The 22,743-nt window shown below is 70.8% G+C and carries 16 protein-coding genes and 1 pseudogene; 8 read left to right on the top strand and 9 right to left on the bottom strand.

Annotated elements, in window-relative coordinates:
- Positions 1 to 1,355: GNAT family N-acetyltransferase (locus tag ACFOYY_RS39940; protein WP_386196537.1), on the top strand; the 1,355-nt coding region annotated here is incomplete at its 5' end.
- A gap of 189 nt (positions 1,356 to 1,544) precedes the next feature.
- Here ACFOYY_RS39940 and ACFOYY_RS39935 read toward each other — a convergent pair.
- Positions 1,545 to 4,643 (bottom strand): Tn3 family transposase, encoded by a 3,099-nt coding sequence (locus ACFOYY_RS39935; RefSeq protein WP_386196535.1) that lies wholly within the window; start codon positions 4,641 to 4,643, stop codon positions 1,545 to 1,547.
- Between the two features lie 199 nt (positions 4,644 to 4,842).
- Between ACFOYY_RS39935 and ACFOYY_RS39930 the strand changes: the two genes are divergently transcribed.
- Positions 4,843 to 5,253 carry a hypothetical protein gene (locus tag ACFOYY_RS39930; RefSeq protein ID WP_386196533.1) on the top strand — a complete coding sequence of 137 codons (411 nt, stop codon included), beginning with the start codon at positions 4,843 to 4,845 and terminating at the stop codon, positions 5,251 to 5,253.
- Positions 5,254 to 6,222: 969 nt separating this feature from the next.
- On the opposite strand, the gene ACFOYY_RS39925 is transcribed toward ACFOYY_RS39930, so the two are convergent.
- Positions 6,223 to 7,416 carry an MFS transporter gene (locus ACFOYY_RS39925; protein ID WP_386196531.1) on the bottom strand — a complete coding sequence of 398 codons (1,194 nt, stop codon included), beginning with the start codon at positions 7,414 to 7,416 and terminating at the stop codon, positions 6,223 to 6,225.
- 240 nt (positions 7,417 to 7,656) lie between these two features.
- Here ACFOYY_RS39925 and ACFOYY_RS39920 point away from each other — a divergent pair, with 240 nt between their 5' ends.
- From ACFOYY_RS39920 to ACFOYY_RS39905, 4 genes are all read left to right on the top strand, one after another.
- Positions 7,657 to 8,142 carry a MarR family winged helix-turn-helix transcriptional regulator gene (locus tag ACFOYY_RS39920; protein WP_362912018.1) on the top strand — a complete coding sequence of 162 codons (486 nt, stop codon included), beginning with the start codon at positions 7,657 to 7,659 and terminating at the stop codon, positions 8,140 to 8,142.
- Positions 8,143 to 8,407: 265 nt separating this feature from the next.
- Complete coding sequence (locus tag ACFOYY_RS39915; RefSeq protein ID WP_386196529.1) at positions 8,408 to 8,539, top strand: hypothetical protein; 132 nt, start codon at positions 8,408 to 8,410, stop codon at positions 8,537 to 8,539.
- Positions 8,540 to 9,043: 504 nt separating this feature from the next.
- Complete coding sequence (locus ACFOYY_RS39910) at positions 9,044 to 10,228, top strand: hypothetical protein (RefSeq protein WP_386196527.1); 1,185 nt, start codon at positions 9,044 to 9,046, stop codon at positions 10,226 to 10,228.
- 307 nt (positions 10,229 to 10,535) lie between these two features.
- Positions 10,536 to 10,889, top strand: coding sequence for a VOC family protein (locus ACFOYY_RS39905; protein ID WP_386196525.1), 354 nt, complete (start codon positions 10,536 to 10,538; stop codon positions 10,887 to 10,889).
- Positions 10,890 to 11,073: 184 nt separating this feature from the next.
- On the opposite strand, the pseudogene ACFOYY_RS39900 reads toward ACFOYY_RS39905, so the two are convergent.
- Both ACFOYY_RS39900 and ACFOYY_RS39895 read right to left on the bottom strand, forming a co-directional pair.
- Positions 11,074 to 11,289, bottom strand: a pseudogene (locus ACFOYY_RS39900) (Tn3 family transposase); the annotation flags it as partial.
- A gap of 133 nt (positions 11,290 to 11,422) precedes the next feature.
- Entirely contained in the window at positions 11,423 to 12,034 is a 612-nt protein-coding gene (locus ACFOYY_RS39895; protein ID WP_386196523.1) for a PDZ domain-containing protein, read from the bottom strand.
- Positions 12,035 to 12,618: 584 nt separating this feature from the next.
- Here ACFOYY_RS39895 and ACFOYY_RS39890 point away from each other — a divergent pair.
- Entirely contained in the window at positions 12,619 to 13,176 is a 558-nt protein-coding gene (locus tag ACFOYY_RS39890; protein ID WP_386196521.1) for a class I SAM-dependent methyltransferase, read from the top strand.
- On the opposite strand, the gene ACFOYY_RS39885 is transcribed toward ACFOYY_RS39890, so the two are convergent.
- The 3 genes from ACFOYY_RS39885 to ACFOYY_RS39875 all read right to left on the bottom strand — a co-directional run bounded on the left by ACFOYY_RS39885 (position 13,112) and on the right by ACFOYY_RS39875 (position 17,363).
- A complete protein-coding gene (locus tag ACFOYY_RS39885) occupies positions 13,112 to 16,333 on the bottom strand; it encodes a lantibiotic dehydratase (RefSeq protein ID WP_386196519.1) in 3,222 nt (1,073 codons plus the stop codon). The genes ACFOYY_RS39890 and ACFOYY_RS39885 overlap by 65 nt on opposite strands.
- The gene (locus ACFOYY_RS39880) at positions 16,330 to 17,112 is read right to left on the bottom strand and encodes a cupin-like domain-containing protein (RefSeq protein WP_386196517.1); all 783 of its coding nucleotides are present in this window, start codon (positions 17,110 to 17,112) and stop codon (positions 16,330 to 16,332) included. Before ACFOYY_RS39880 ends, ACFOYY_RS39885 begins: the two co-directional genes overlap by 4 nt.
- A 92-nt stretch (positions 17,113 to 17,204) precedes the next feature.
- A complete protein-coding gene (locus ACFOYY_RS39875) occupies positions 17,205 to 17,363 on the bottom strand; it encodes a hypothetical protein (protein ID WP_386196516.1) in 159 nt (52 codons plus the stop codon).
- 383 nt (positions 17,364 to 17,746) lie between these two features.
- Here ACFOYY_RS39875 and ACFOYY_RS39870 point away from each other — a divergent pair, with 383 nt between their 5' ends.
- Positions 17,747 to 20,965, top strand: a complete 3,219-nt coding sequence (locus ACFOYY_RS39870; protein WP_386196543.1) for a BTAD domain-containing putative transcriptional regulator — start codon at positions 17,747 to 17,749, stop codon at positions 20,963 to 20,965.
- Here the strand turns inward: ACFOYY_RS39870 and ACFOYY_RS39865 are convergent.
- On the bottom strand, positions 20,953 to 22,239 hold the full coding sequence (locus ACFOYY_RS39865; RefSeq protein WP_386196515.1) for a serine hydrolase domain-containing protein: 1,287 nt from the start codon (positions 22,237 to 22,239) through the stop codon (positions 20,953 to 20,955). The two genes, ACFOYY_RS39870 and ACFOYY_RS39865, sit on opposite strands and share 13 nt — an antisense overlap.
- A gap of 72 nt (positions 22,240 to 22,311) precedes the next feature.
- Positions 22,312 to 22,698, bottom strand: a complete 387-nt coding sequence (locus ACFOYY_RS39860) for an alpha/beta fold hydrolase (RefSeq protein WP_386196513.1) — start codon at positions 22,696 to 22,698, stop codon at positions 22,312 to 22,314.
- Positions 22,699 to 22,743 lie beyond the last annotated feature (45 nt).

The following is a 22,743-nucleotide window of genomic DNA, read 5'->3' as shown; positions in this document are numbered from 1 at the left end:
CGATCGAGGCGGGCGTCCTGGTCTGCGCTCCGGCCGGCAACGACTACGGCCGCAATTCCCTCGCCCCCGCGATCCTGCCCGGCGTGCTGGCCGTGGGGGCGCACCGCGCCGACGGCGCCATGTTCTTCTACAGCAACCACGGCCCCGCCTACGCAGGGCACGGCATCGCCGCCCTCGGCGAAGCCGTACTCGGCGCCACCCCCGGCGACGCCGGCGTCAAAGCCCAAAAGGGCACCTGCGTTTCCGTCGCCTTGGTCACCGGCACCGCCGCTCTGCTGGTCAGCCTCCAACGCCACCTCGGCCACCCACCCGACCCGCTCGCCGTCCGCGACGCGCTGCTGGCCACCGCCCGGCCCTGCACCCCCGATCAAGCCCACGGCCAGCCCGAACGCTGCCTGAATGGCTACCTCGACCTGCCCGCGGCCGCCGCCCACCTCTTCCGCGACCTACCACCGCTCCTCGCCCCCGAACCGGAACACACACCCGAACCGGACCGGCGGCACACCCCGGCCCGGAGCACCCCACCCCCGCAACTGGCCCAACCGTCGGCTCACCAACCGGCTACGGAGCACGCGGGAGCTTCCCGCCCCGACCGGCCGACCGACGCGACGATCGTCACGCTCACCCAACGCCCCGACCTGACCGGCACCCGCGCCCCCTCCCCGGGCCCGTCGTCGCTGGCCTTCCTGCAAGGCGACCTGGCCGGCCGCTGGTCCGCCCTCGCCGGGCTACAGCACCGCTTCCCGCAGTTCTCCCTCAGAGCCGTTGCCCCCGACGGGACGATCGTCGGAAGCGGGCACGCCATACCGTTCGCCCTGCACGCCTCTGAACGCGGCGGCCGCCTGCCCGACGGCGGCTGGGACGAACTGCTCACCTGGGCCTTCGCCGACCTCCATCACGGCACCCCGCCCGACAGCCTCGGCGCCCTCAGCATCTGGGTCGCCCCCGACCAGCGCGGCACCGGCCTCGCCGACCGCCTGCTGGCCGCAGTGAAAGACGCCGCCCGCACCGCCGGCCTGGACCAGGTGGCCGTCCCGGTCCGGCCCACCCGCAAACACCACGAACCGCACACCCCCATGGCCGACTACGCCGCCCGCACCCGCCCCGACGGTTTGCCCGCCGACCCCTGGCTGCGCACCCACATCCGCGCCGGCGGCCACATCACCGGCATCGCTCCGGCCTCCATGGTGGTGGCCGCTTCCCTGGCCCAGTGGCGCACCTGGACCGGGGTGCCGTTCGACACCGACGGGCCCGTCCTCGTGCCCGGCGCCCTCGTCCCCGTCCACGCCAGCCTGGCCCACGACCACGCCTGCTACGTTGAACCCAACATCTGGGTCTGCCACCAGCTGCACTGACCGCTGAGCAGCGGGGGGAGCGCCCAACCGGGGTCGCGCCAGTCCCTGTCGGCTTCGCAGATCTGCTTGGGCCGTCCCGCTGGCAACGACGGTCGTCCGCTCATGGCCGGGCAGCACGCAGAAAGGACTGACGATCCCGTCGAGCCGCTGGCCCATGAGGGAGTCGCTGCGCCCTCCAGCGTCCTGCGGTCACGTCGCGAACAACACACGCGGCTCGAGGTCAAGCCGGGTTGTGGGGTTCTGATCCGGCGGGGTCAGGTCGAGCGTCCAGTTGCCGAACCGGCGCACCGTATGGGTGATGTAGGGCGAGACGGTGGCCAGGTCCTCGAGGTCGACGGGTCGGCCTTCGGCGGCGATGTCGTTGGCGGCGTCGGTGATGTCGCAGGCGGTGGAGTAGATGACGCAGTTGGCGATCAGCTCGTTGAACTTCACCACCTTCTCCTGGTGGTCGGGGTCGTTGTGGCCGATGAGCTTGCCGCCGAACATCAACCAGTCGGCGAAGGCGTGGAAGGCCTCGTTGCGGTTGGTGACGGCGGTGATCTGCTCGCGCAAGGCGGGTTCGGACAGGTAGCGCAGCAGCGTGATGGTGCGGATCGCGCGGCCGAGTTCGCGGAAGGCGCGGTAGAGGCGGTTCTTGCGGGAGTGGTTGCCCAAGCGGCGCAGCAGCGTCACCGATGACAGCCTGTTCTCCCGGATCGAGATCGCGGTGCGCAGCAGGTCGCTCCAGTGGGTTTCGATCAGGCGCCAGTCGATCGCCTCGTCGCCGAACAGCGAGTCGATGTGGGCATAGCGGGTGTCGGCGTCCGGGCGGTAGAAGATGAGGTCGTGCCAGTTGCGGATGCGCGGCAACAGGTCGAAGCCCAGCAGCGCGCCGAGGCCGAAGACCGGCAGCGCCTGGCCTTGGGTGTCGGCGTGGATGGTGTCGGGCTGGATCTCGGAGGTGTTCTTCAGCAGTCCGTCGATGATGTAGACCGCCTCCCACACCCCACACGGGATAAACCGGGAAAACAACGCGACGTAGGTGTTGGAGACGTGCCGGTAGGCGATCCCGCCGTACCCGCCGTAGCGGATGGAGGACTCGGCCAGCAGGTTGTTCTCCCAGGTGTCGATCTGGGAGCCGTCGGCGGCGACCGTCTTGCCGTCGCCCCACACGCCGGCCACGTCCAGCTTGCCGAAGGCGTTGATGACGTCCACCGACGCCTTGTCGACCTTGGTGGCGTTGGTGTGCTTGTTGCCCGCCAGGCTCAGCTCGTGCACGCTGACCAGGCCGCGCATGTGCGCGGCGACCTGGACCGGGCCCAGCAGGGTGCCGTGCGCGAACGCGGTCAGCACGTACCGGGCCATCGCGTCGCGGATCTTGGGGTCCGAACCGGACGCGGGCCCGAAATGGCGGTGCCATTTCAGCAGGTAGGCGGTGCGGGTGAGGATGTCCAGCAGCGCCCGCTGCGGCAGCCGGCCGTGGATCGCGGCCTCCAGCGCCAGCGCCGAGGGCCGCCGTTCGGCGCCCTTGCGGCGGCGCAGCACCGGCCGTCCGCCTTCCAGCAGCAGGTCGGTGTTGGCCGGGTACCCGGCGTCGACCGCCGCGGCGACGGCGGCGAGCTTGTCGCGGTAGTGCGCGCTCAGCGCCGACGCGGTGGCCGGGATGCCCGCCTGGGCGCAGAACGCCGGCACCAGCGGGCGGCACTCCTGCCACGACATCAGCTGGTCGTGCAGGTTGGCGTAGGAATCCGACCCGGCCACCGCGAGGTCGCCCGAGCGCAGCTCGGCCGCCAGGTAGGAGAACACGCACACCTCCAGGTGGCGGCGCACCAGCATCCCGGGACGGTTCTTGTCCCGAAGGATCTTGCGCCACTGCCCCGAGGCGAACGCCTCCACATCGATCCGCAGCCGCACCTCGACCGGTTCCCCGGCGGGACCAGGCCGCCGCACGGTGATCTCCTCCGGTACGAACGCGGCCTTGGCGCCGCGCAGCTCCAGCAGGAACTCCACCGCCTCCAGCACGCCGCGCTCGGCGGTGGTGGCCTCCAACTCGATCGCCTCGACCAGGGTGAACAGCGCCGGACGATGCGAGCGGTAGTGCACCTCCAACAATGGCAGGTAGTTGTTGCCGTGGTGCGCCGAGACCGCCTCGTGCGCGCTGGCCAGCGCCTCCACGCCACCGGACTGCTCCAAAGTCTTCAGCACCAGCCGTCCGGCCCGCTCCGTCACTTCCCGCACCGTCGGCGCCACGGCGTCCGGCGCGACGGCGCCGCCATCGCCTGGCGGGGAGGCAGCCGGAGTCACGGCCTCCTGCACCGCCGACAGCACGTCACCGAACACCACCAGCAGCCGCTCGGACTCGGCCCGGTGCGCCTCCCGCAACACCTCCAGATGCTCACGGCCCTCCTTGTGGATGGCCGCAATCCGCTTGCAGAACATCGTCACCACGTCGTCGCGGACCCCGATCGCGGCCGTGTGCACGAAGCCGACCAGCAACGTCAACTGCTTGTCGGTACCCACCTTGCGCATGTCGGCGACGTCGGTGACGCGCGCCTCCCCTGCGAAGTGCCCGACCTTCCCTGGCGGCACACCCTCCAGCCAGACCCGGGTCGGCCCGATCGCCTCGATGTCGGCCAGCAGCGCCAGCCGCTGTTTGAACCTGCTCAGCGACGCGGCCTTGGCCACGTCCTTCAGCCGATCGAACTCGCTGCGCCGAGTCACCGGATCCACCACCAGCAACCGGGCCAGCCGCGCCCGCGCGGCCGCGTCCAGCCGCCCCGCCACGGCCTGGAAGAACCCGGTGTTCACCTCGGTGCGGATCGACGCGGCCATCGCGTCCAACGTGGTGTAACCCGGCAGCTCACACCGCCGCCGGATCAGCTCCTCCAGCGCCACGTTGATCAGATCGGCCGGGTCGTCCTTGGACTGCACCGCCTCGCGGATCGCTTCCTCGGCGATCCGCCGAACTCGGGGCGCGTCGTACACCACTCCCAACCGCTCGCGGACGAACGCGCGATGTCGGCTGGCCGACATCGGCGCCGCCCGCCGCAGTTCCACCTCTTCGGTCAGCCCCAGCGAGCCACGCACATGCCCGACCACCGCCGCCGGAACGTCCTCGACCTTCGGGAAGTACCCGAGCCGCTGGTAGGACTTCAGCCACACCACCAGCGCCAGCAGGTGATGCTCATCCTGAGTACGGCCACGAGCCCACACCACCTCGGCCTCAGTCGGCGTGAACGCCTCCGCCAACTCCCGCGCCGACACCACCCTGGCGAACCCCGGATATGCCGTCCGATCGACCGAGGTCACCCGAAGCCCCCAAGACCGCCACCAACACGACGACGATCACCTTAACGACCGGCCTTCAGGCTCCGCGGTGTCTTTCCGGCGTATTCCGGCCGTCCCCCTCCCACAGGCGCTCCACCACCTTGGGCCAGACGCGCTGCCACGCGCCCGCACGTGGATCGGCAGCGGCGACGACACACTCGTCGCGTTCGGGGAGCGTGTGGTGGCAGAGGTCGGCGACCGGGGCGATGCGCCGGTGTTGCTGGCCGCGTTGCACCGCACAGTCGTCGCTGGGGAATGGTGCGCTGCCGAGGTTCCGGCACGAGGCCTGGGCCGGTTGGGGATCCATGAAGCCGCGAGCGAGCTCATGGCCGCATGGGAAGGCACAGTTCATTCACTTGCCCGAGAAGCGTTCCTGGACGGGCTTCGGGGATGTGCGCCGCATGGAGCCGAAGCCGTCACGGTCGAGGGACTTGATGATTGCGAGCCAACGGTTCAGCAGCGCGCGTGTGAGGCGGCGCCAGATACGGCCGCAGTCCGCTCGCGTCTGCGGGAGTTGACTGCCGATCCCCTGGCACCTGAGGTTCATGAGGCCGCGAACACGAAACTGCAGTTCCTGGCCATTGATCCCTGAGCTTCTCAACCGCGCAGCATCACCTGACCAGAAACCGGCGTCGACCTGCGGGGAAGCACTACCAAGATCGGGTCATGGCCCCTTTCCCACGTATTCGGTTCCCAGTCATCGAGAGGGCGAGATTCCTGGCCAGCTGCTGATTGCGCCAGCCGTCCACCATCACTTCGAACACCTGCTCCCGGGGGGGGTGCAGTAACGTCACCCCATCGGCCAGCTGCAGCCGAGCGGTACCTGGAAGCCGGTCGTTCGTCCTGGACACCGTCACTCTCCGTCGTTCGCATCCAATGCGAAGGCTGTATAGCGCCCCAGGTCAGCGTATGGATCCCTACCTTCTCGCCTGTCTCAAACCGCGCTCGGATAGGTAGAGTGCAGTCGGCCGAAACGGCGCGCACAGCAGCCCCTTCGTCGAGTCCGAGCCGTCGGGCGCGAGGGGTCGCCAATTCGCATCTGATGCGATACGCGGCGGTCCCGGAATACGGCGGAAACGGGCTGCGTCCGCCGGAGACCGCAGGTCAGGCGGTGGGAGCGTACACCGGGTTTCGGCTGTGGATGGCGGTGCCCGGTGTGGGACCGGATTGGTTCCCGCTGCGGCCTCACCCCGCTGAGCTGGTCAGACGCCGTTTCAGGAACCGGACAGAACGCAGGTTCTGTCCGGTCAGCGTCCCGGAGTGACCTGTTTCCGCCGTATTCGGCCCAGGACTCCCGAAGCTACGGCCAGGGGCAAAGGAGGAGGCTGACCGGACAGGACTACGACTCTGTCCGGTCAGCGGAACCACATCGTCCCAGGTCACGGCTCTGACTCCGAGCGCCCCGCCAATCCGGTCCCCCATGCCGACCCGGGACGGGCCGCCGAAACCCGGCCCCGGCGGGCGGTAATGAAAACCCGCGCTGAGCTGGACTGATCCGCCTACTTTGCGGCTCGTCGCAGCTTCGGGAGTCCTGGGCCGGAAGGAACGGGGAGGAGGACGGTCAGTGGTGAGCGGGAACGGGAGCGGCGGTGACGGCGCCCTCCCGCACGGGGGCGCGGTGCTCCAGGACGGCGGACCAGACGGCCAGCAGGAGGGCGGACCCGGCGAGCAGCGCGCCGACCCAGTTTGGGGCGGTGTAGCCGAGGCCGGCGGCGATGACCTGGCCGCCGAGCCACGCGGCGAGGGCGTTGCCGAGGTTGAAGGCGCCGATGTTGACGGCGGAGGCCAGGGTGGGCGCGCCGTGCGCCTGGTCGAGCACGCGCTTCTGCAGCGGTGGGACGGTGGCGAAGCCGAGCCCCCCGACGAGCAGGATGGAGACCGCGGCGAGGATCTTGTTGTGTGCGGTGAGGGTGAACAGGGCCAGGACGACGGCGAGTCCGCCGAGGGAGGCGTAGAGCATCGGCATCAGCTTGCGGTCGGCGAATCTGCCGCCGAGCAGGTTGCCGAGGAACATCCCGACGCCGAACAGGACCAGCAGCCAGGTCACCGCGCCGTCGGAGTACCCGGCGACGTGGGTCATCATCGGGGCGATGTAGGTGATCGCCGCGAAGACACCGCCGAAGCCGAGGACGGTCATTGCCATGGCGAGCAGGACCTGGGGGTTGCGGAACGCCGTGAGCTCGCGGCGCAGGTGGGCGCCCTCGGGGCGGGGCAGAGCGGGGACGAGCTTGGCGATGCCGAACAGTCCGACCACGCCGAGCGCGGCGACGACGGCGAAGGTGACGCGCCAGCCGACGGCCTGGCCGATGAAGGTGCCCAGCGGAACGCCGGCGATGTTGGCGACGGTGAGGCCGGTGAACATCGTGGCGATGGCGCCGGCCTTCTTGTCCGGGGCCACGAGGTCGGCGGCGACCACCGAGCCGATGCCGAAGAACGCGCCATGGGCGAGGGAGGCCACAATGCGGCCGGCGAGCATCACGCCCATGATCGGTGCCACGGCGGAGAGCAGGTTCCCCACCACGAACAGGCCCATGAGGATCATGAGCATCGTCTTGCGGCCGATCCGGGTGCCGAGCGTCGTCATCAGCGGGGCGCCGATGACGACGCCGATCGCGTAACCGGTGACCAGGAGTCCGGCGGAGGGGATGGACACCCCGTAGTCGTCGGCGATCTCGGGCAGCAGGCCCATGACCACGAACTCGGTCGTACCGATCCCGAAGGCCCCGATGGCCAGGGCTAGGAGCGCGAGAGGCATGGTGTGCCGCCCTCCATACGATTGCTGTTGCGCCTTACACGCTTAGACAATAATTGCATACGCGGGCTAATTGCAAATGCGGGTATTTGCTCGTCAACGACGGTGGGCGACGGCGGCGACGGAACGCGCGGCCGGGCGCGATGAGGGTGATACTTGCATGAGCGGGATACACGTGTTAGCCGATATTGCGTGCAAGGGTTTATCTTGGAGGGCATGCACCATGGAAGGAGAGTCGCACCCATGACCGCCACGGACCCCGCGCTCACCGCCCTCGCCAACGGCTGGGCCGCTCTCTACCTCCTGGCCGGCCGGATCGAGGCGCACATCGAGCGTGCCCTTCAGGCCAAGCACGACCTGAGCGTGCGCGAGTACTCGCTGCTCGACGTGCTCAGCCGCCAGCACGACGGCGAGGGCGGGCACCTGCAGATGAAGCAGGTCGCCGACGCGGTCGTGCTTAGCCAGAGCGCCACCACCCGCCTCGTCACCCGGCTGGAGGACCGCGGCCTGCTCTCGCGATACCTCTGCGCGACCGACCGCCGCGGCATCTACACCGACGTGACCGGGTCCGGCCTGGAACTCCTGGAAGCGGCCAGGCCGACCAACGAGGCCGCCCTCCGGGAGGCGCTGGACGAGGCCGCCAAGAACCCCGAGCTGGCCCCGTTGGTCGCCACCGTCGAGGAGATGAACATGTCGCGACGGCTCCCGGAGCCCGCTGCCGCACGCTGAGCACGACGAAGCTCCGGGACCTCGACAAGGCTCGGGGCCTGGGTCGGTGTCACCAGGGGCAAAGTAGCTCAGCGTGAGGTCTTACCAGACAGAACGTAGCTCTGCCGGATCTTCCGAATCACATCCGACCAGGTCAGCACCCTAGGACTCCTGAACGCTATGATCCGGCCGCTGCCCCGCCCTGGTTGCTCACAGCCGTAACCACCCCGGCGGCCACCCGCCGTCCGAGCCCTCTGACCAGCTCGGACACTCCACTTTGCGCCTGGTGACACCAACCCGAGCGCCGGGCCTCATCGCCAAGCGCGGCCGCTGGGCTCCGGCCACCCCGGCCGTGCTGTGCTACATCCGTGCCGTCGACCGCCGGCGCGACAACGCCATGCGCAACGTCGGCCTGTGACTCGTCCTATAGGGCTTCACCGCTCGTGGCCAATTCTCATTGGCCACGAGCACGGTCTGGCTGTCGGCGAGACATCGAAGGTCGGGGCATGGCCATTCGTTTGTGAGTTGAGGAACGTGTCACGTCTCTGAGCCGGAAGCACTCCCAGGGGGCTGGCCATCAATGAGACGTCGCGGGTCACCGAGGCGTCGTTGGTCACGATCCGCGAGGCCCCACAGTCCTGCAGGGCCTCAGGCTCCGTGACACTTTCTCATCCGTCCTCTGGGACGCAGCGGTGCGGTGAGGGCGCCAGGCGGCCACCGAGCCTTCAAAAAGGCCTCTGAGCTGCGCACTGACACCTCGTGCGGATTCGCACAAACGGACAATCCACGCCGCAGAAGACCTCCGATCCGCCTACTTGCGGGAATTGTCATTCCCGGTAGTAGGCGATCTGTGCCGCCAACACAACGAAGCGTGGTTATTGATTTTGAATTTCTGGAAAACAGAAAATGCTAGCCTGGAGGGGTGAGCGAGAGAGCCGGCGCGGTGACGCCGTGCAAGCACTGTGGGATGCCGATCGAGCAGCGCCAGGGAAGAGGACGGCCCAAGGCCTACTGCCCGCAGGGTGACTGCCAGGCGGCGGCCAAGCGCGAACGGGAGCTGAAACGCGCGACCCCCGGCCTTGAGGGCGCGCTCGCCCGCGCGGAGGAGTTCTACGAGCGGATGGAGAAGGGCATGGCGACGGCGATCGCGCCGCTGGCGCAGATCCTGGCCGACGAGCTGAGTCCCGCCGGGGTCGAGGCGAAGCTGAGCGCGGTGCAGGCCGAGGCCCACACCCGGGTCGCGATCGCGCGCACCGAGCGGGAACAGGCCTTCGAGCAGGTACGGCTGGCCCGCGAGGCCACCGGACACGCCCGCAGGGAGCGGGACACCATGGCCCGCCAGGTCGAGGAGGCGAACGCCGAACGGGACATCGCCCTGGCCGACGCCGAGACTGCCAGGGAACAGGCGCTGGCCGCCCTGCACGAGGCAGCGGCCACCGAACGGCTCGCCAAGCACGCCGAACAGGAGGCCAGACGACGGGCCGACCACGCCGAGGCGGCCAGGGACGCCACGTTGAGGGAGACGGCCGAGCGGATCGAGACGGCCGAGACCGCCGCCGAGCAGGCCCAGGCGCTGGCCGTACAGGAACGAGAGCAGGCGGAACAGGCCCGCGCCGAGCGTGACCAGGCGGAACGGGCGGCGGAGGCCGCACAGCGGGCGAGGGCGGAGGCCGAGCGGGCCGCCGTCGCCTCCGAGGCCCAGGCCAGAGCGGCCGAAGCCGAACGGGACAGGGCCCAGGCCCGGGCGGACGCCGAGGCTCAGGGCCGGGCACAGGCGCTGGCCGAAGCCGCCGAGGCCCGGGCGCAGGCGGCCCGCGCCGACCGGCAGTCGGCCCAGGCGGACAAACGAGCGGCGCGCCAGGTCACCGAGGCGGAGGAACGGGCCATGGCGAAGGTCGCGGAGGCGGAGGAACGCGCCGCCGCGCGGATCGCCGAGGCACAGGCGGAGCGGGACAGGGCGCTCATGCAACTGGCCATGGAGCAGGTGAGGCTTTCCGACCTGCGGGAGCAGATGGAGGCTCTGCGCCTGGAGGCCGCCCAGCTCAGGGAACGCGCGGTGACAGCGGAACTCCGCGCCCCCGCCACTCCCCCGGAACCGGCTCCATAGGCGTCGCGACCTGACGTCATCAGTCCGCTACGCGGGCCTCAAGGTACTGACGTGTCCATGTCGGCCCGAAACCAGGCTGGAAGTGGAGAGGCACCATCTCCGGGAGCTGACGAAGATTCGTCCGTGTCTTCCCAAGACCCCGCGACACGGCCGTCCCAGATCCTCGGAGGCCATAACCGGAACGGTCGGACGCCGCAGTTGCCGAGTCTCCGGACGGCTCGTGCTCCACCTGGTTCTCACAGGAGTACACAAGTCGGCCCGCTCCTTCACGGAGGGACGGCCGCCGGTCCTGTCTATGCTCAGGCCCATGGCACTGGAATGGGAACAGATCATCGTCGACTCCGCCGACCCCGTCGCTCTCGGGCGCTGGTGGGCAGAGGCTCTCGGCTGGGTGGTGGTCGACGAATCCGAGGAGATCATCGAGATCCGGCCTGAGCCGGACCGGATGCCGGGGCTGCTCTTCGTGCCCGTCCCCGAGGGCAAGGCGTCGAAGAACCGGCTCCACCCCGACTTCCGCCCTGACGACCAGGAGGCCGAGGTCGCCCGGCTGCTCTCGCTCGGTGCCCGGCGCGCCAACAACGGGCAGGAGGAGCAGCACTGGGTGACCCTCCTCGACCCGGAGGGCAACGAGTTCTGCGTCCTGAGCGACCGGAAGAGCTGAGCGGAGGCCGGCGGTTGTCCGGGCCCGCGCATCCCCCGCAGCAACACGGACAGAATTGACACGGAAGTGGTCTCCGGCACAGATCGCCGACGTGCTGACCATCCGGTACGCCGCGGGTGGGGCGGCGCGAGACCGCTCGGCCTCGGCGATGCCCAGCGTGCAGGGCGGTGGCGTCCTTCACGATCTGGTCGTACTGCTGCCAGTCGATCGTCTTGGTGGACAGCGTCGGCGCCAGGTGGGGCCAGTTCTTGTCCTTGCCGGCCGTCGGCCGGTACGACTTCGCCGAGCCGATGTTCTTCAGCCTCGGCCTCAGCTTGAAGTCCAGCATGTACGCGAAGGCGAACCCGACGATCAAGGCGCCGTGCGTGTCGGTGTACCGCCGCGACACGCTCTCGATCATCGAGGCGACCTCGGAGGCCGAACAGGACTTCAGCCGGTTGTAAGCTTCCGCACCCTCAGAAGCTTGTTCGCCTCCGCCCACGGGCTTTCCATCTTGGCGGCCTCGGGGAACCGGGCATCCACCTCGAAGAATTTCAAAGGGTGTCGACCAGGGTGACTTCGGCGGTTCCGACGCCGCCGTCGGGCCTGCGGTAGGTGACGGGGACGACGGCTCCCGCGCGCAACACTCCGACACGGGCGGCACTCTGCTCCCTGGCATTGGTGATGACCCTGCCGTTGAAGGAGACGATGACGTCACCGGGCCGGATCCCGGCCTTGTCGGCAGGGCTGCCCGGCACCACGTCGGACACCAGCGCACCGCTGTTGTTGGGGGCGTCCTCACGGACGACGCCGAACAGACCCTGCCTCCCCTCGGTGATGACCACGTCGAGTGGTTGCCGCTCACTGTCGACGCTCAGGTTTCCGCTGTAACGGGCCCGCTGCATGGGGGCGTTGGCGGCGGCCTGAAGCCAGACCCGTACCGGCACGTTCCAGCGCCAGCGCCCGGGGCCCGTGCGGGCGGTGGCGGTGGAGCCATCGGTGGCGATCGCCTCCGCGCAGGGCCGGGGGCGGCAGTTCATCTCCAGGCGCGTGATGCGGGTGTGCGGAGGGGCGGTGAAGACGAAGGTGCCCGATGTGGGGCGGGTGCGATGGTCCGGCGGATACGTCACGGGTTCGGCGGCGCCCGGGGCATCGAGTTCAGGCACCTCTTGCTGTGGTTCGACCTGCGCGGAAAGTACTGCCGAGGCCGCTGCCGGTCCGGTGACCGGAAACGCGGACGAGGCGGGGGCGAAGACCGTGGCGGTCAGGACGGCCGGCATAAGGCACGCGGTGACCGCGGTGCGCCGGACACGCGGCCGGTGGGCACCGACGGGGTTGCTGAGGTTCACAGGGAACGTCCTTCCTGAAGGCGGCCGGGCAGCGGTGACCGTCGATGGGCGCCGGGGCTGTCCATACGCGCGGAACACAGCATCCAATACAGTGAGTAGTCACCTCATGGCTGGGAGTGTCCGACAAGGTCGGACCTTACTACAGGGAATCGGACCGCAGGCCGACCGACTCGCGGCTGCCTCCCGCCACACGTGCGCAGGGCAGGAACGGGCCGCCGGGCCGTGGGCGGCGTCTCGGCGTTTCCCCGGGACTCGGCTCGACGCCCCTGACAGGATGAGGTGACGTTCACGGTCGCGGCGGGAGGGCTGGGCGCGCGATGCTGGGTCGGCTCGCCGGGCAGTTCCGGCTCATCACGCGTTCGTTTCCCGCCGCGCGACGGAGATACGGTGTCGTCCGGACGATGCGGCTGGTCTCGCATGAGCTTCTGTTCGACGTCCGGCACGGGACCGACACCTCTCTGGAGCCGCCCGGCTGCGCGACCGCGCACGAGGGCACCAATCCGCTGCTCTTCGCGGAGATGCTGCGAAACGCCCCGTTGACCACCGACGGGCGGGTGTTCGTGGATTTCGGGGCGGGAAAAGGACGGGTGCTCATGCTCGCCGCGAGACACGGTTTCGCCGCGGCGATCGGGGTGGAATCGTCGCCGGAGCTGTGCGCGATCGCGAACGCGAACATCGCCAGGTTCGGCCGCCGCCGTCCCTGCGCGTTGAGCGTCACGTGCGCGGACGCCGGGTCCTTCGCCGTCCCGACGTCCGTGACCGTCGCCTACTTCTTCCATCCGTTCGGTGCCGAGACCATGCACGCGGTCGTGGAGCGCATTCTCGAATCGCTCGCCGAGGCTCCCCGGGACTTCTACGTCATGTACCTCAACCCGCGGTACGCCGACATGTTCGTCACCGCTGGATTCGATGAGACCGGCCGGTGGCACGACGCGGTGCTTCTGTCGCGGCCTCGATGAGAGTCCGGGCCACGCGCGAGCGGTACCAGCGGCTGAGGAAGTCGTAGAGGACAAGTTCCTGGGCGCGCGCGGCAGCGGGCAGCATCCGGTTCGCGTGCATGTGCAGGAAGCTGCCGACGAGGGCGGTCGCATGACGGGTGAGCCGGCCAGCCCCCGCGCACGCCGCCAGGTCGCCGGCGATGGGACGCAACGCCTCGGAGCGTGCCCGGTACAGATGATCCGGTGCGGCCAGGAGCGACTCCAGTCGCGTCCGCTCCCGCCGGTAGCGGGCGCCGAGCCGGTGGGCGAAGGCGGTGTCGGCACCGAATTCGCGGCGGAAACGATCACGTGCCGCCGTACTGACGGAGAGCCGCCCGGCCAGGTCCAGGCCCAGATCGTCGAGCAGCCGGTCGAGACCGACCAGCGCCAGCCGCCAGCGTGCGTCCATGTCGCGGGGAGTCTCCCCGATCACCTTGAGCGCGGCGTCGCTGTCGGCGTGGAACAGCCGCTCGGCCAGAACGATCCCGTCGGCTCCGCCGTAGCGTTCGACCTCGCGTTCGTAGGTGTCCAGTTGGATCCGCCAGAGGGTGCCCTCGGCGTGGAACGGCGCGCAGGCGGCGAGCAGCGCGGGCAGCACCTCGTTCATCAGGCGGCCGGGATCGCCGTGCAGCCGCAGCCGCAGATGCGGGTCGGGATCGGCGTACCGGACGAAGAACCAGCGATCGACTGAGGCGTCGGACACCGCCGCGCGTACCAGGGGCCGCACGACCTGCTGGAGTATGGTGTCGGCACCGACCGGGCCGCTGTACAGCTTGGCGTAGAGCCAGGGCGATCCGGGCGGGAAACTTCGGGTGAGCGGCCTCTCCTGGCGCGCCGGGGTACCGGAAGTGGGCTCGGGAGCGCTCGTGCGCAGGAACGGCACGATGATCTCGTGCGCGAAACGACCCTCCGGCCCCGTCGCGGGCACCTCGTCCGGCCCGAAGAACACTTCCTCAAGCCGCACCGGCCGGTGCTCGCGGAACAGGTGGACGGCCATGTCGGCGAAGAGGGGGTTGTCCAGGTCGATGGGCAGTCTCCGATCCGCGTCCACGACCGCGACCCATCGCGGCAGGCGAAGCAGGCGTCGCAGATCCTGAACCGCGGCGAAGCGGGCGGCGGCCGTCGGGCCCTCCAGGGACCCCAGTTGCGCGTCCGACAGACGCCAGCGGGCCCGGGACAGCACCAGCCGGCCGGCGGTGACCCTCGGCAGATAGGGCGCGTCGTCCAGGCCTCCGAACGAGAAGGACAGCCCGCCCGCCCTCCCCTGGCGCTGCAGGTGGCACAGGAAGCGATACAAGGCCGGGCTGCCGGCTCCGTCGAAGCGGTGCGCGACCGTGAGCCGGGGCAGAACCTCGCGGCCGAGCGAACGCGAGCGAAGCACCACCCGCTCGCCGGTGACGGAGACCGTGAGGTCGTCGAGGGGCATTCGCCGCTCCGGCGCGGCCGGTCGGCCGAGGTAGACGATCTCGTACTCGCGAAGGCGCGGCCGGACCAGGACGTTGCCCACCTTGCCCGGCACGGGATGCACGATCTCCGCGTAGACCGCCTCCGGTCGCAGCGCCTCTTCGGCCCGTAGGTGCCGCTGCAGATGGCGGAGCAACCGGTCGTCACGCCGGCAGAACCGGCCCATCAGCGTGGTTCCGGACAGACCGCCCACCGCGGACAACATGATGCGGTAGCGTCCCGCGGCCACCTCGTCCTCGTCGGCCGCGATGATCGTGGCGACGACCCCGAAGGAGTCCGGCAGCGAGGCTGCCTCGCCCGCCTCCTCAAGGGCCCGCACCTCGGCCTCGCCCAGCGACAGCTCCGCCACGCCCGCGCACGCGGCTTCGGTCAGCCAGCGCGTGACAAGCGCGTCCCGCCTGCTGAGCCGAGTGTCCTCGGCCCGTGGAGGAGCCGGGAACGCCAGATCGTCCAGCAGCGGAGCCGGTGCCGCCCCGAACGGGCCGTCAGCGGGGAATCCGACACCGATCTCGTCGTCCAAGGCCTCGCACAGCGGCACCTCGCGCCGGTCGTACCGGTTGAGGAACGCCTCACGGAAGCGGGCCAGAGGGTCGCCGCGCCGCCCCGCGCCGACGCGGCGCAACAGACGCACCCCGCGCTCGATCTCCGCGAGCACGTCTCGTCCCAGTGTCGTCCCGGCGGGCTTCGTGAGATCGACGTGGAAGGAGACCGGGACCTCGGCCAGGGCCGGAAGCGCCGCGGCGACTTCGCGGTAACGCTCCGGATCGGCCCCCGGCGGCGACTCGTCCAAACCCGCGAGCATGGTCCGGGCCCGGCGCAGGGCCGAGACGACCGGCCGGGCGCGCTCTCCGCCCGCCCGGTCCAGCCGGTCAAGGAGGTCGTCGACCGGCTCGGGCCCGCTCACCGTGGGACCGAGTTCGCAGACCAGGAGCTGCGCGTCGATCAGCCGGTCCACGAAGTCGAGCGCCTCGTCCCGGCCGACCTCGGGGTCGACGGCGCCGACGGCGCAGGCCAGCTCTCCGGGCAGGGCCCCGCCCGCGGCCCGCTCAAGCACGGCCTCCAGGTGGGCCGTCGGTTCGACGGCCACCAGATGGTACGACGTCCCGGCGCCGGCAGGGCGCGTCTCGGTGTACCTCAGACGCCCGGCCGCCCGGTAGACGCTGGAGTTCGGCAGATACCTGAGCCGCGGCCGCAGAGCCGGATCCCGCTGCAGGGACTCCGCCAGGGCAGCGAGATATCGGGCGTCCAAACTCGTGTGGCGGCGGTAGGCCTCCCGGCTCGCGAGGCGCAGCCGGGTCTCCGCACCGACCGTCCCGAGCGAGCACCCGGCGAAAAGCCCGAACGGCGTCGGGCGCCCCGCCATGCGCGCGACATACCGAAGAAGACCATGGCCGATCCTGAGCCCGCCCCGCGGGTCACGCGCCCAGCCGTCCAGCCGCCCCTCCAGCGACGGTGAGGCCACCCACAGGGCCTCGCGCACATCGGGCCGCAGGCACAGCGCCCGCAGCCGGTCGAGGGCACGCGCGTGTTCCGCCGTCGCACGCTCGTGCGAGAAACCCGTCTCCACCAGGCTGTCACCGCCCAGCGCGGACAACGCGTCCAGCGGAAGGTACGGTGTGCGGAGCACGAAGAACTCCGCAGGCCGCCAGGCCGGCTCCTCCTCTGCACCCGTCATCCCCGCAGCAGCCGCCTCATCCGGGCCGACCCCCGCCGGAGCAGGAACCGCCACAGCGACGGCGTCATGACGCCCTGCGGAAACGGGCGCGGCCAGAAGAAGTTGACGTTCAGCGCCCACGGCGTCACCACCGTCACCTGGTGATACCAGCCGACCGGGATGTAGAGCGACTCACCCGGCCGCAGAGTGCACTGCCAGCCAGACGCCCGCCGTGCGAGCGGGAACCTGTCGAAGTCCGGAACGTTGGGGTCGAAGCGGCAGTGGGTGATCCGGGGAATGCGGTACACCAGCCGCGACTGCGAGGGCGGGAACAGAACGAAATGCTTGCGGCCGATCACCTGGACGTTGCAGTTGGGAGTCACATCGCAGTGCAGTCCGGAGGAGGTGCCCAGGACGCCGCACCACAGATTGGTGTCCACCGGGGAGGCGCGGAACCAGTCCGGGGCCGGCGCGTCGGCGGCGAGCCTCTCTGACAACTGGCTCAGCTTCGCGTCGAGGTAATAGGAGTCCTCGAAGCCGCTGGCGGCGACCGCCTTGGTGATGGCGCCGACGTCGGCGTGTCTTTCGGTGACAGGCCGTAGGTCGTGCGCGGTTTCCACCACCCAGTCCAGATAATCACCGAAAGACGTACGCCCGCCGCGGGCCAGATTCTGGAAAATATTGCTGGGTGGGCCGTTCGTCTCTCGCACGGCGACCTCGCGGTGGCCTGCCACGGACTTGAGGTAGGCGCTGTTCCAGCTCTTGACGGCCCGCCATCCGGAAACATTGTCCACGACCACCTGAGGAAGGCCGGCGAGGCGTGCCGGCCGGAAGTCACCACGTGAGACACGTGGAACCGGTTTCAGATTCAACGCCGACCCACCGTTTTCGTCTACTTGACCCGCTCGCCCTGAATCTCATGCTCGGAGCCGGCGTCGTCGCACGTCCACAGACTCCATCCCTGCGTGCTCAGGATGGGGTCATTGAGGTTGCGCACCGTCTCCCGGTCCAGTGAGAGTTTCTTCCGCGGCTTTTCCACTGTTTCTTCCATGAATATCATCCTTTCTTGTTACGACGACCGAAGCCCGTCCCGGGACAATCCGGGCGTCCGGCTCCGTGCCAATTGCTTACCGGCTCCGCCGGTGCGGTTTCCCTTATGCCCTTCATTTCCTCGTGTTAGTTGTGGTGACCGGTAAACAAACGGGCGGCGTTCGCAAACGGTCACCGGCCCCGGGAGCCCTCGAAGGGAGGCCGTTCCCTTCGGGCACCCGACGGCAGGCGGTTGTTCGCCGGAGCCAGGCGGAGGAGCGGGAGGCCGACCGGCGTCTTCGCCGAGGGACCCGACGCGGAGCCGTACGACAACGACCTGCGCGGGCATCGCCGACGCACGGTCCGGTTTACCGTCATCGGCGTACGCCTCAGGGGCCGGTCGTGATGTTCCGGTTTGGCAGACTGCTGGTCATGGCGAGTGAACGGGTGCGCGTCGGTGTCCTCGGCCCCCTGGTGCTGGACACCCCCTCCGGTCCCGCGCAGGTGGGAGGCGCGCGGCTTCGGGCGTTGCTGGCCCGGCTGGCGCTGGACGCCGGGCGTGCCGTACGGCCCGCGACCCTGACCGAGGCGCTGTGGGGCGAACCGTGGGGTGCGGAGGCGCCGGAGGACCCCCAGCGTGCGCTGCAGTCGCTGGTCTCCCGGCTGCGCCGTGTCCTGGGCGACCCCGGGCTGCTCACCCTGGGGCCCGCCGGATATCGGCTGGCCGTCGAGCCGGAGGCGGTCGACGCCGTCCGGTTCGAACGGCTGGCCCGCGAGGGGCGCGACTCGTACGCGCGGTCCCGGCCCGCCGAGGCCGCCGCGACCCTGCGCGAGGCCCTGGAACTGTGGCGCGGTCCCGCTCTGGCGGACGTGCGTGAGGCGCCGTTCGCCGACGCCGAGGCGGAGCGGTTCGAACGGGCCAGGCTGTCCGCCCTGGAGGACCGGATCGAGGCCGACCTCGCGCTGGGCGCGGAGCCCGGCCTTGTCGCCGAGCTTGAGTCGCTGACCGCCGCGCACCCGTTGCGGGAACGGCTGCACGCCCAGCTGATCCGGGCCCTGGCGCTGAACGGCCGGGGCGCCGAGGCCCTTGCCGCCTACCAGCGGATCCGTGACCTGCTCGCGGACGGTTTCGGCGGTGATCCGGGACCGCACCTTCAGCAGGCCCACCTGGCGGTGCTGCGCGGCACGTCTCCCGGCCCCCGCCGATCGCACGGAAACCTGGACGTCCCGCTCACCAGCTTCGTCGGCCGCGACGAGGACGTCCGCCGGGTGGTCGGGTTGCTCGGCCGCGTCCGGCTGGTCACCCTGGTCGGCCCCGGCGGAGCGGGGAAGACCCGGCTGGCCAACGCCGTCGGCCGACGGCTCTCGCCGCCCGGCGGGGTGTGGTTCGTCCCGCTGGCCCCGGTCGCCGCGGACGACGTGCCCCGCGTGGTGCTCGACCTGCTGCGGAGCCGCCGGGAGGGTGTGCCGTCCCGGCCCGTCGCCCGGGAGGACGTCCCGGACCACCTGGCCGAGACGCTCGCGGACGACGACCTGGCGCTGGTGCTGGACAACTGCGAGCACGTGATCGAGGCCGTCGCGACGCTCGCCGGGACCCTGCTCGCCCGCTGTCCGGGCCTGCGGGTGCTGGCCACCGGCAGGCAACCCCTGCGGATCGACGGTGAGACCCTGCATCCGGTGCTCCCGCTGGAACTCCCCGAACCTGGGGCGAGCCCTGAGCGGGCCCGTGCCTGCGCGGCGGTCCGCCTGTTCCACGACCGGGCCGCCGCGGTCCGGCCGGACTTCGCCCCCGAGGGTGGCGCGCTGACCGCGGTGACCGAGATCTGCCGCCGCTTGGACGGCCTCCCGCTGGCGATCGAACTGGCCGCGGCGCGGTTGCGCGCCCTGCCGGTCGAGGCGGTCGCGGCGCGGCTGGACGACCGCTTCCGGCTGCTCACCGGCGGCAGCCGTACGGCGTTGCCACGGCACAGGACTCTTGGCGCGGCGGTGGCCTGGAGCTGGGACCTGCTCGGCTCCGACGAGCGGACGCTGCTGGAACGGTTGTCGGTCGTGCCCGGCACCTTCGCCGAGGACACGGCGGAGGCCGTCGGCGGGCTGGGTGAGGTGCGGGAGTCGCTGGCGGCGCTGGTCGACAAGTCCCTGCTGCACCCGATGGAGTCCGCCGACCCGGTCGAGCCGCGCTACCGCGTGCTGGAGACCATCAGGGAGTACGGCCTGGCGCGTCTGGCGGAGCGGGGCGAGGTGGAGGCCGTACGGGGGCGGCACGTCGCCTTCCTCCTGCGGACGGCCGAGTCCGCCGACCTACATCTGCGCACCTCAGAGCAGCTTCGCTGGCTGGTACGGCTGTCCGCGGAGCGGGACAACCTGTCGGCCGCGATCCGCTGGGCGGCCGAGTCGGGCGACGCCGGTCTGTCGGTCCGGTTCGGCGTCGCGCTGTGCTGGTTCTGGTTCCTTCGGGACCATCCACCGGAGTCACTCGACCTGCTCGACCGGGTGCTCCAGGTTCGTGGTCCGGCGGAGCCGCAGGCCCGCGCGCTGGTGGTCGTCGCGCACGCACTGGCCACCGTCGAGGCCGTCGGCGAGCCGGAGGAGGCGAAGGAGGCCTTCGACCGGATCGGGAAGGCACTCGAAGAGGCCTCCGGCACCCACCCCGTCCTGAGGATGGCCCGGCTGGTGCTCGCCATAGGCGCGGGCGCACCGGACATCCCCGGCTCCCCCGACGAGGAGACCGATCCGTGGAGCCGGTCGCTGACCCTGCTGGTCCGGGGCGTGCTGGCCATGAACACCGGGCGGGCCGTGGAGGCGAGACATCTGTTGTCGCACGCGCTGACCGGTTTCGAGGAGCTCGGCGAGCGGTGGGGGCTGGCGACCACGATGAGCACCCTGAACTCGGCGGCGCAGCGGGCCGGCGAACCGGCCTCGCCCGTGCTGGCCGAGCGGGCCACCCGGCACTTCCGGGAGCTCGGCATGCCCGAGCACACGATGGAGAGTGAGGTCGCCACCGCGCTGCGTCTGGCCCAGACCGGTGACGCGGACGGCGGGCGACGGCTGCTGACGGACCTGCTCGCCCAGGCGGGCCGGGCCGGGTCCGCGGAGTCACAGGCCCAGGTGTGTCTCGGCCTGGCACGGCTGGAGTGGCAGGCCGGACGGCCGGGGGCCGCCCGCGAACACGCCGAGGCCGGTCTGACCGAGGCTCCGCCCGGCCGGGCGACCCCGCACCTGACCGCGTTGCTGCTGGCCGTACTCGCCCAGGTGGACGTCGCAGAGGGGGCGCCCGACGAGGCGGCGCGCCGGCTCGACCACCCGGCGGTGCGCCTGACGCTGGCCTGGCACACACCGGTCGCGGCCTCGATCGCGGTCGCGACCGCCGCGATCGAGCTGTGCCGGAACCGGGCGGAGCGGGCCGGACGGCTGCTCGGGGCCGCCGCCGTACTGCGGGGGCGGGACGATCCCGGTGACGCGGACGCGCGGACGGTCGAGCGGCGGGTCACCGCCGTCCTGGGAGCCGCCGGGTTCACGGCCGCCTACGCCGTGGGCGCGGCGGCCTCACGCGCCGAGGCCGAGCGGCTGGTGTCCTCGGTCGTCACCTCCGCCGGAGTCGGCCGTGCGGGTCAGCCGGTGTGAGCCGGGGCGGCTTTGCCGAACATGGCGCAGATCGCCGCGAGCTGGAACGCCTGGGCCGCCTTGGCGAGCTTCGGGTCGCTCCCGTACTCGGCCCAGGACTCCGCCAGGACGATGAGGGTCGCCGTACGGCCACCGGCGCGGTCGGTGACGTTGGTGGTGAGGTAGCCGGGGATGCCGCCGTCGTGGCCCCAGAACGTGCCGCACGGGGTGGCGCTGGTCTGGACGCCGAGCCCGTAGCCGGCACCGTCCGGTTCCCGGGGGTCGACCGGCACGGTGGCGCGCAGCTGCGCGAGCTGGGCGGCGGGCAGCAGCTTGCCGGACATCAGCGCGGTGGAGAAGCGGGCCCAGTCCTGTGCGGTCGAGACCATCGCCCCGGCCGGTCCTCCCCACCCGGGGTCGTTGCCCGAGACGTCCACGTGCCCGTCGTGACGGGTCCCGGCGAAGTTCCTGAGCCCGGCGGGCACCGTCGGCGGCATGTGGGCGGCGTCCGGTTCGTAGCCGCGGGCGTACGGCCCGCGCCAGGTGGAGTCCGTGGCGTAGTAGGTGTGCCTGAGGCCGAGCGGCCGGGCGATCCGGTCCCGGACAAGGTTCACCAGGCTCGTCCCGGTGACCCGTTCGAGAACGGCGCCGATCGCGGCGTAGTTGGTGTTGCTGTATGACCATTTCGTGCCGGGCGCGAACAGCGGGTCGTGCTTCACGCCCACGGCGAGCAGCTTCTCCGGGGTCCATCGCCGCCGGTCCCTGCCAAGGATCGACGGCCGGAGCGCGGGGTCCTCGGTGTAGTCGAACAGGCCGGCGGTGTGGTTCAGCAGCATGCGCAGCGTGATCGTCCTGCCGTTGGGCACCCTGCCCGGCAGCCACTTCTCCACCGGGTCGGACAGGGCGACCCTGCCCTCGGCGACCAGCTGCAGCACGAGTGTGGCCATCATGGTCTTGGTGTTGGACCCCATCCGGACCTCGTCCCCCGCCTTGAGCAGGTGGTCCCTCCTCGTCCAGGAGGCCTGTTCGACGATCTCGACCGGTCGGCCGTCGCCGTCGTCGATCCGTGCGATCACGCCGGGCGCTCCGGCGGCGACCAGTTCGCGTGCCAGCCGCCTCAGCTGGGCGCTTCGCGCCTCGTCACCGGTCTGGGAGGCGCTGCTCTGGGTCGCGGCGGCCGGGGACGCCAGGGCCACGGAGTTCGCGACCAGGCTCGCCGCCAGCGCGAGCGCGGCGGCCACGCGCGGGCGGCGGCGCCGTACGGCACGGTCGTGCGGGAGGAGATTACGGGGCATCGGACTGTTCCTTTCGAGGATGGACGTCCCCACCCTCGGCCCCTCCGCGCACAGACCGCACTCAGTGCGCTGTCAGCCGTCTGTCACGCCGCCTTCCTCCAGGCCGTCCGCCTGGCCGTCCCCCGGGTTGTCCGTCAGGAGGAAGGGGGCCGTGACCGACCAGAACTCCTCCGGTTTGAGGCTGTGCACGCGGTGCCCGGCGTCCTCGACGGTCACCAGGCGGCAGTCTCCGATGATCTCGCACACCCCGGCCGGCGCGTCCGGCGAAACGTGGCTGCTCGGCCCGCCGCCGACCAGCAGCGTGGACGCGCTGACGGCCTTCAGCTTTTCCCACCAGAGGGGCTGCGGGGTCCTGAACTCCGTGATGAGGCGACCGGTTGGGTACCGGCCGGGCCACGCCCCGCGCAGGGAAGGGGCCTTGAGCCCGCTTTGAGGGTTTCCCTCCAGGGACCCTGCCATTGTCGTGAAAAGTCTCAAAAGAGTGATCAACGATACCGTTTAAGG

This window comes from Streptosporangium jomthongense, assembly GCF_042650425.1.
Classification (GTDB): Bacteria; Actinomycetota; Actinomycetes; order Streptosporangiales; family Streptosporangiaceae; genus Streptosporangium.
Note: the sequence above shows the minus strand (reverse complement) of the source record. Positions and strands in the feature narration are given on the sequence as shown.

Coding starts and splice junctions, on each gene's coding strand:
- ACFOYY_RS39920 (WP_362912018.1), top strand. CDS start 7,657: ATGACCGCCACGGACCCCGCGCTCACCGCCCTCGCCAACGGCTGGGCC.
- ACFOYY_RS39870 (WP_386196543.1), top strand. CDS start 17,747: ATGTTCCGGTTTGGCAGACTGCTGGTCATGGCGAGTGAACGGGTGCGC.
- ACFOYY_RS39885 (WP_386196519.1), bottom strand. CDS start 16,333: ATGACGGGTGCAGAGGAGGAGCCGGCCTGGCGGCCTGCGGAGTTCTTC.
- ACFOYY_RS39875 (WP_386196516.1), bottom strand. CDS start 17,363: ATGGAAGAAACAGTGGAAAAGCCGCGGAAGAAACTCTCACTGGACCGG.
- ACFOYY_RS39925 (WP_386196531.1), bottom strand. CDS start 7,416: ATGCCTCTCGCGCTCCTAGCCCTGGCCATCGGGGCCTTCGGGATCGGT.
- ACFOYY_RS39860 (WP_386196513.1), bottom strand. CDS start 22,698: ATGGCAGGGTCCCTGGAGGGAAACCCTCAAAGCGGGCTCAAGGCCCCT.
- ACFOYY_RS39890 (WP_386196521.1), top strand. CDS start 12,619: ATGCGGCTGGTCTCGCATGAGCTTCTGTTCGACGTCCGGCACGGGACC.
- ACFOYY_RS39865 (WP_386196515.1), bottom strand. CDS start 22,239: ATGCCCCGTAATCTCCTCCCGCACGACCGTGCCGTACGGCGCCGCCGC.
- ACFOYY_RS39905 (WP_386196525.1), top strand. CDS start 10,536: ATGGCACTGGAATGGGAACAGATCATCGTCGACTCCGCCGACCCCGTC.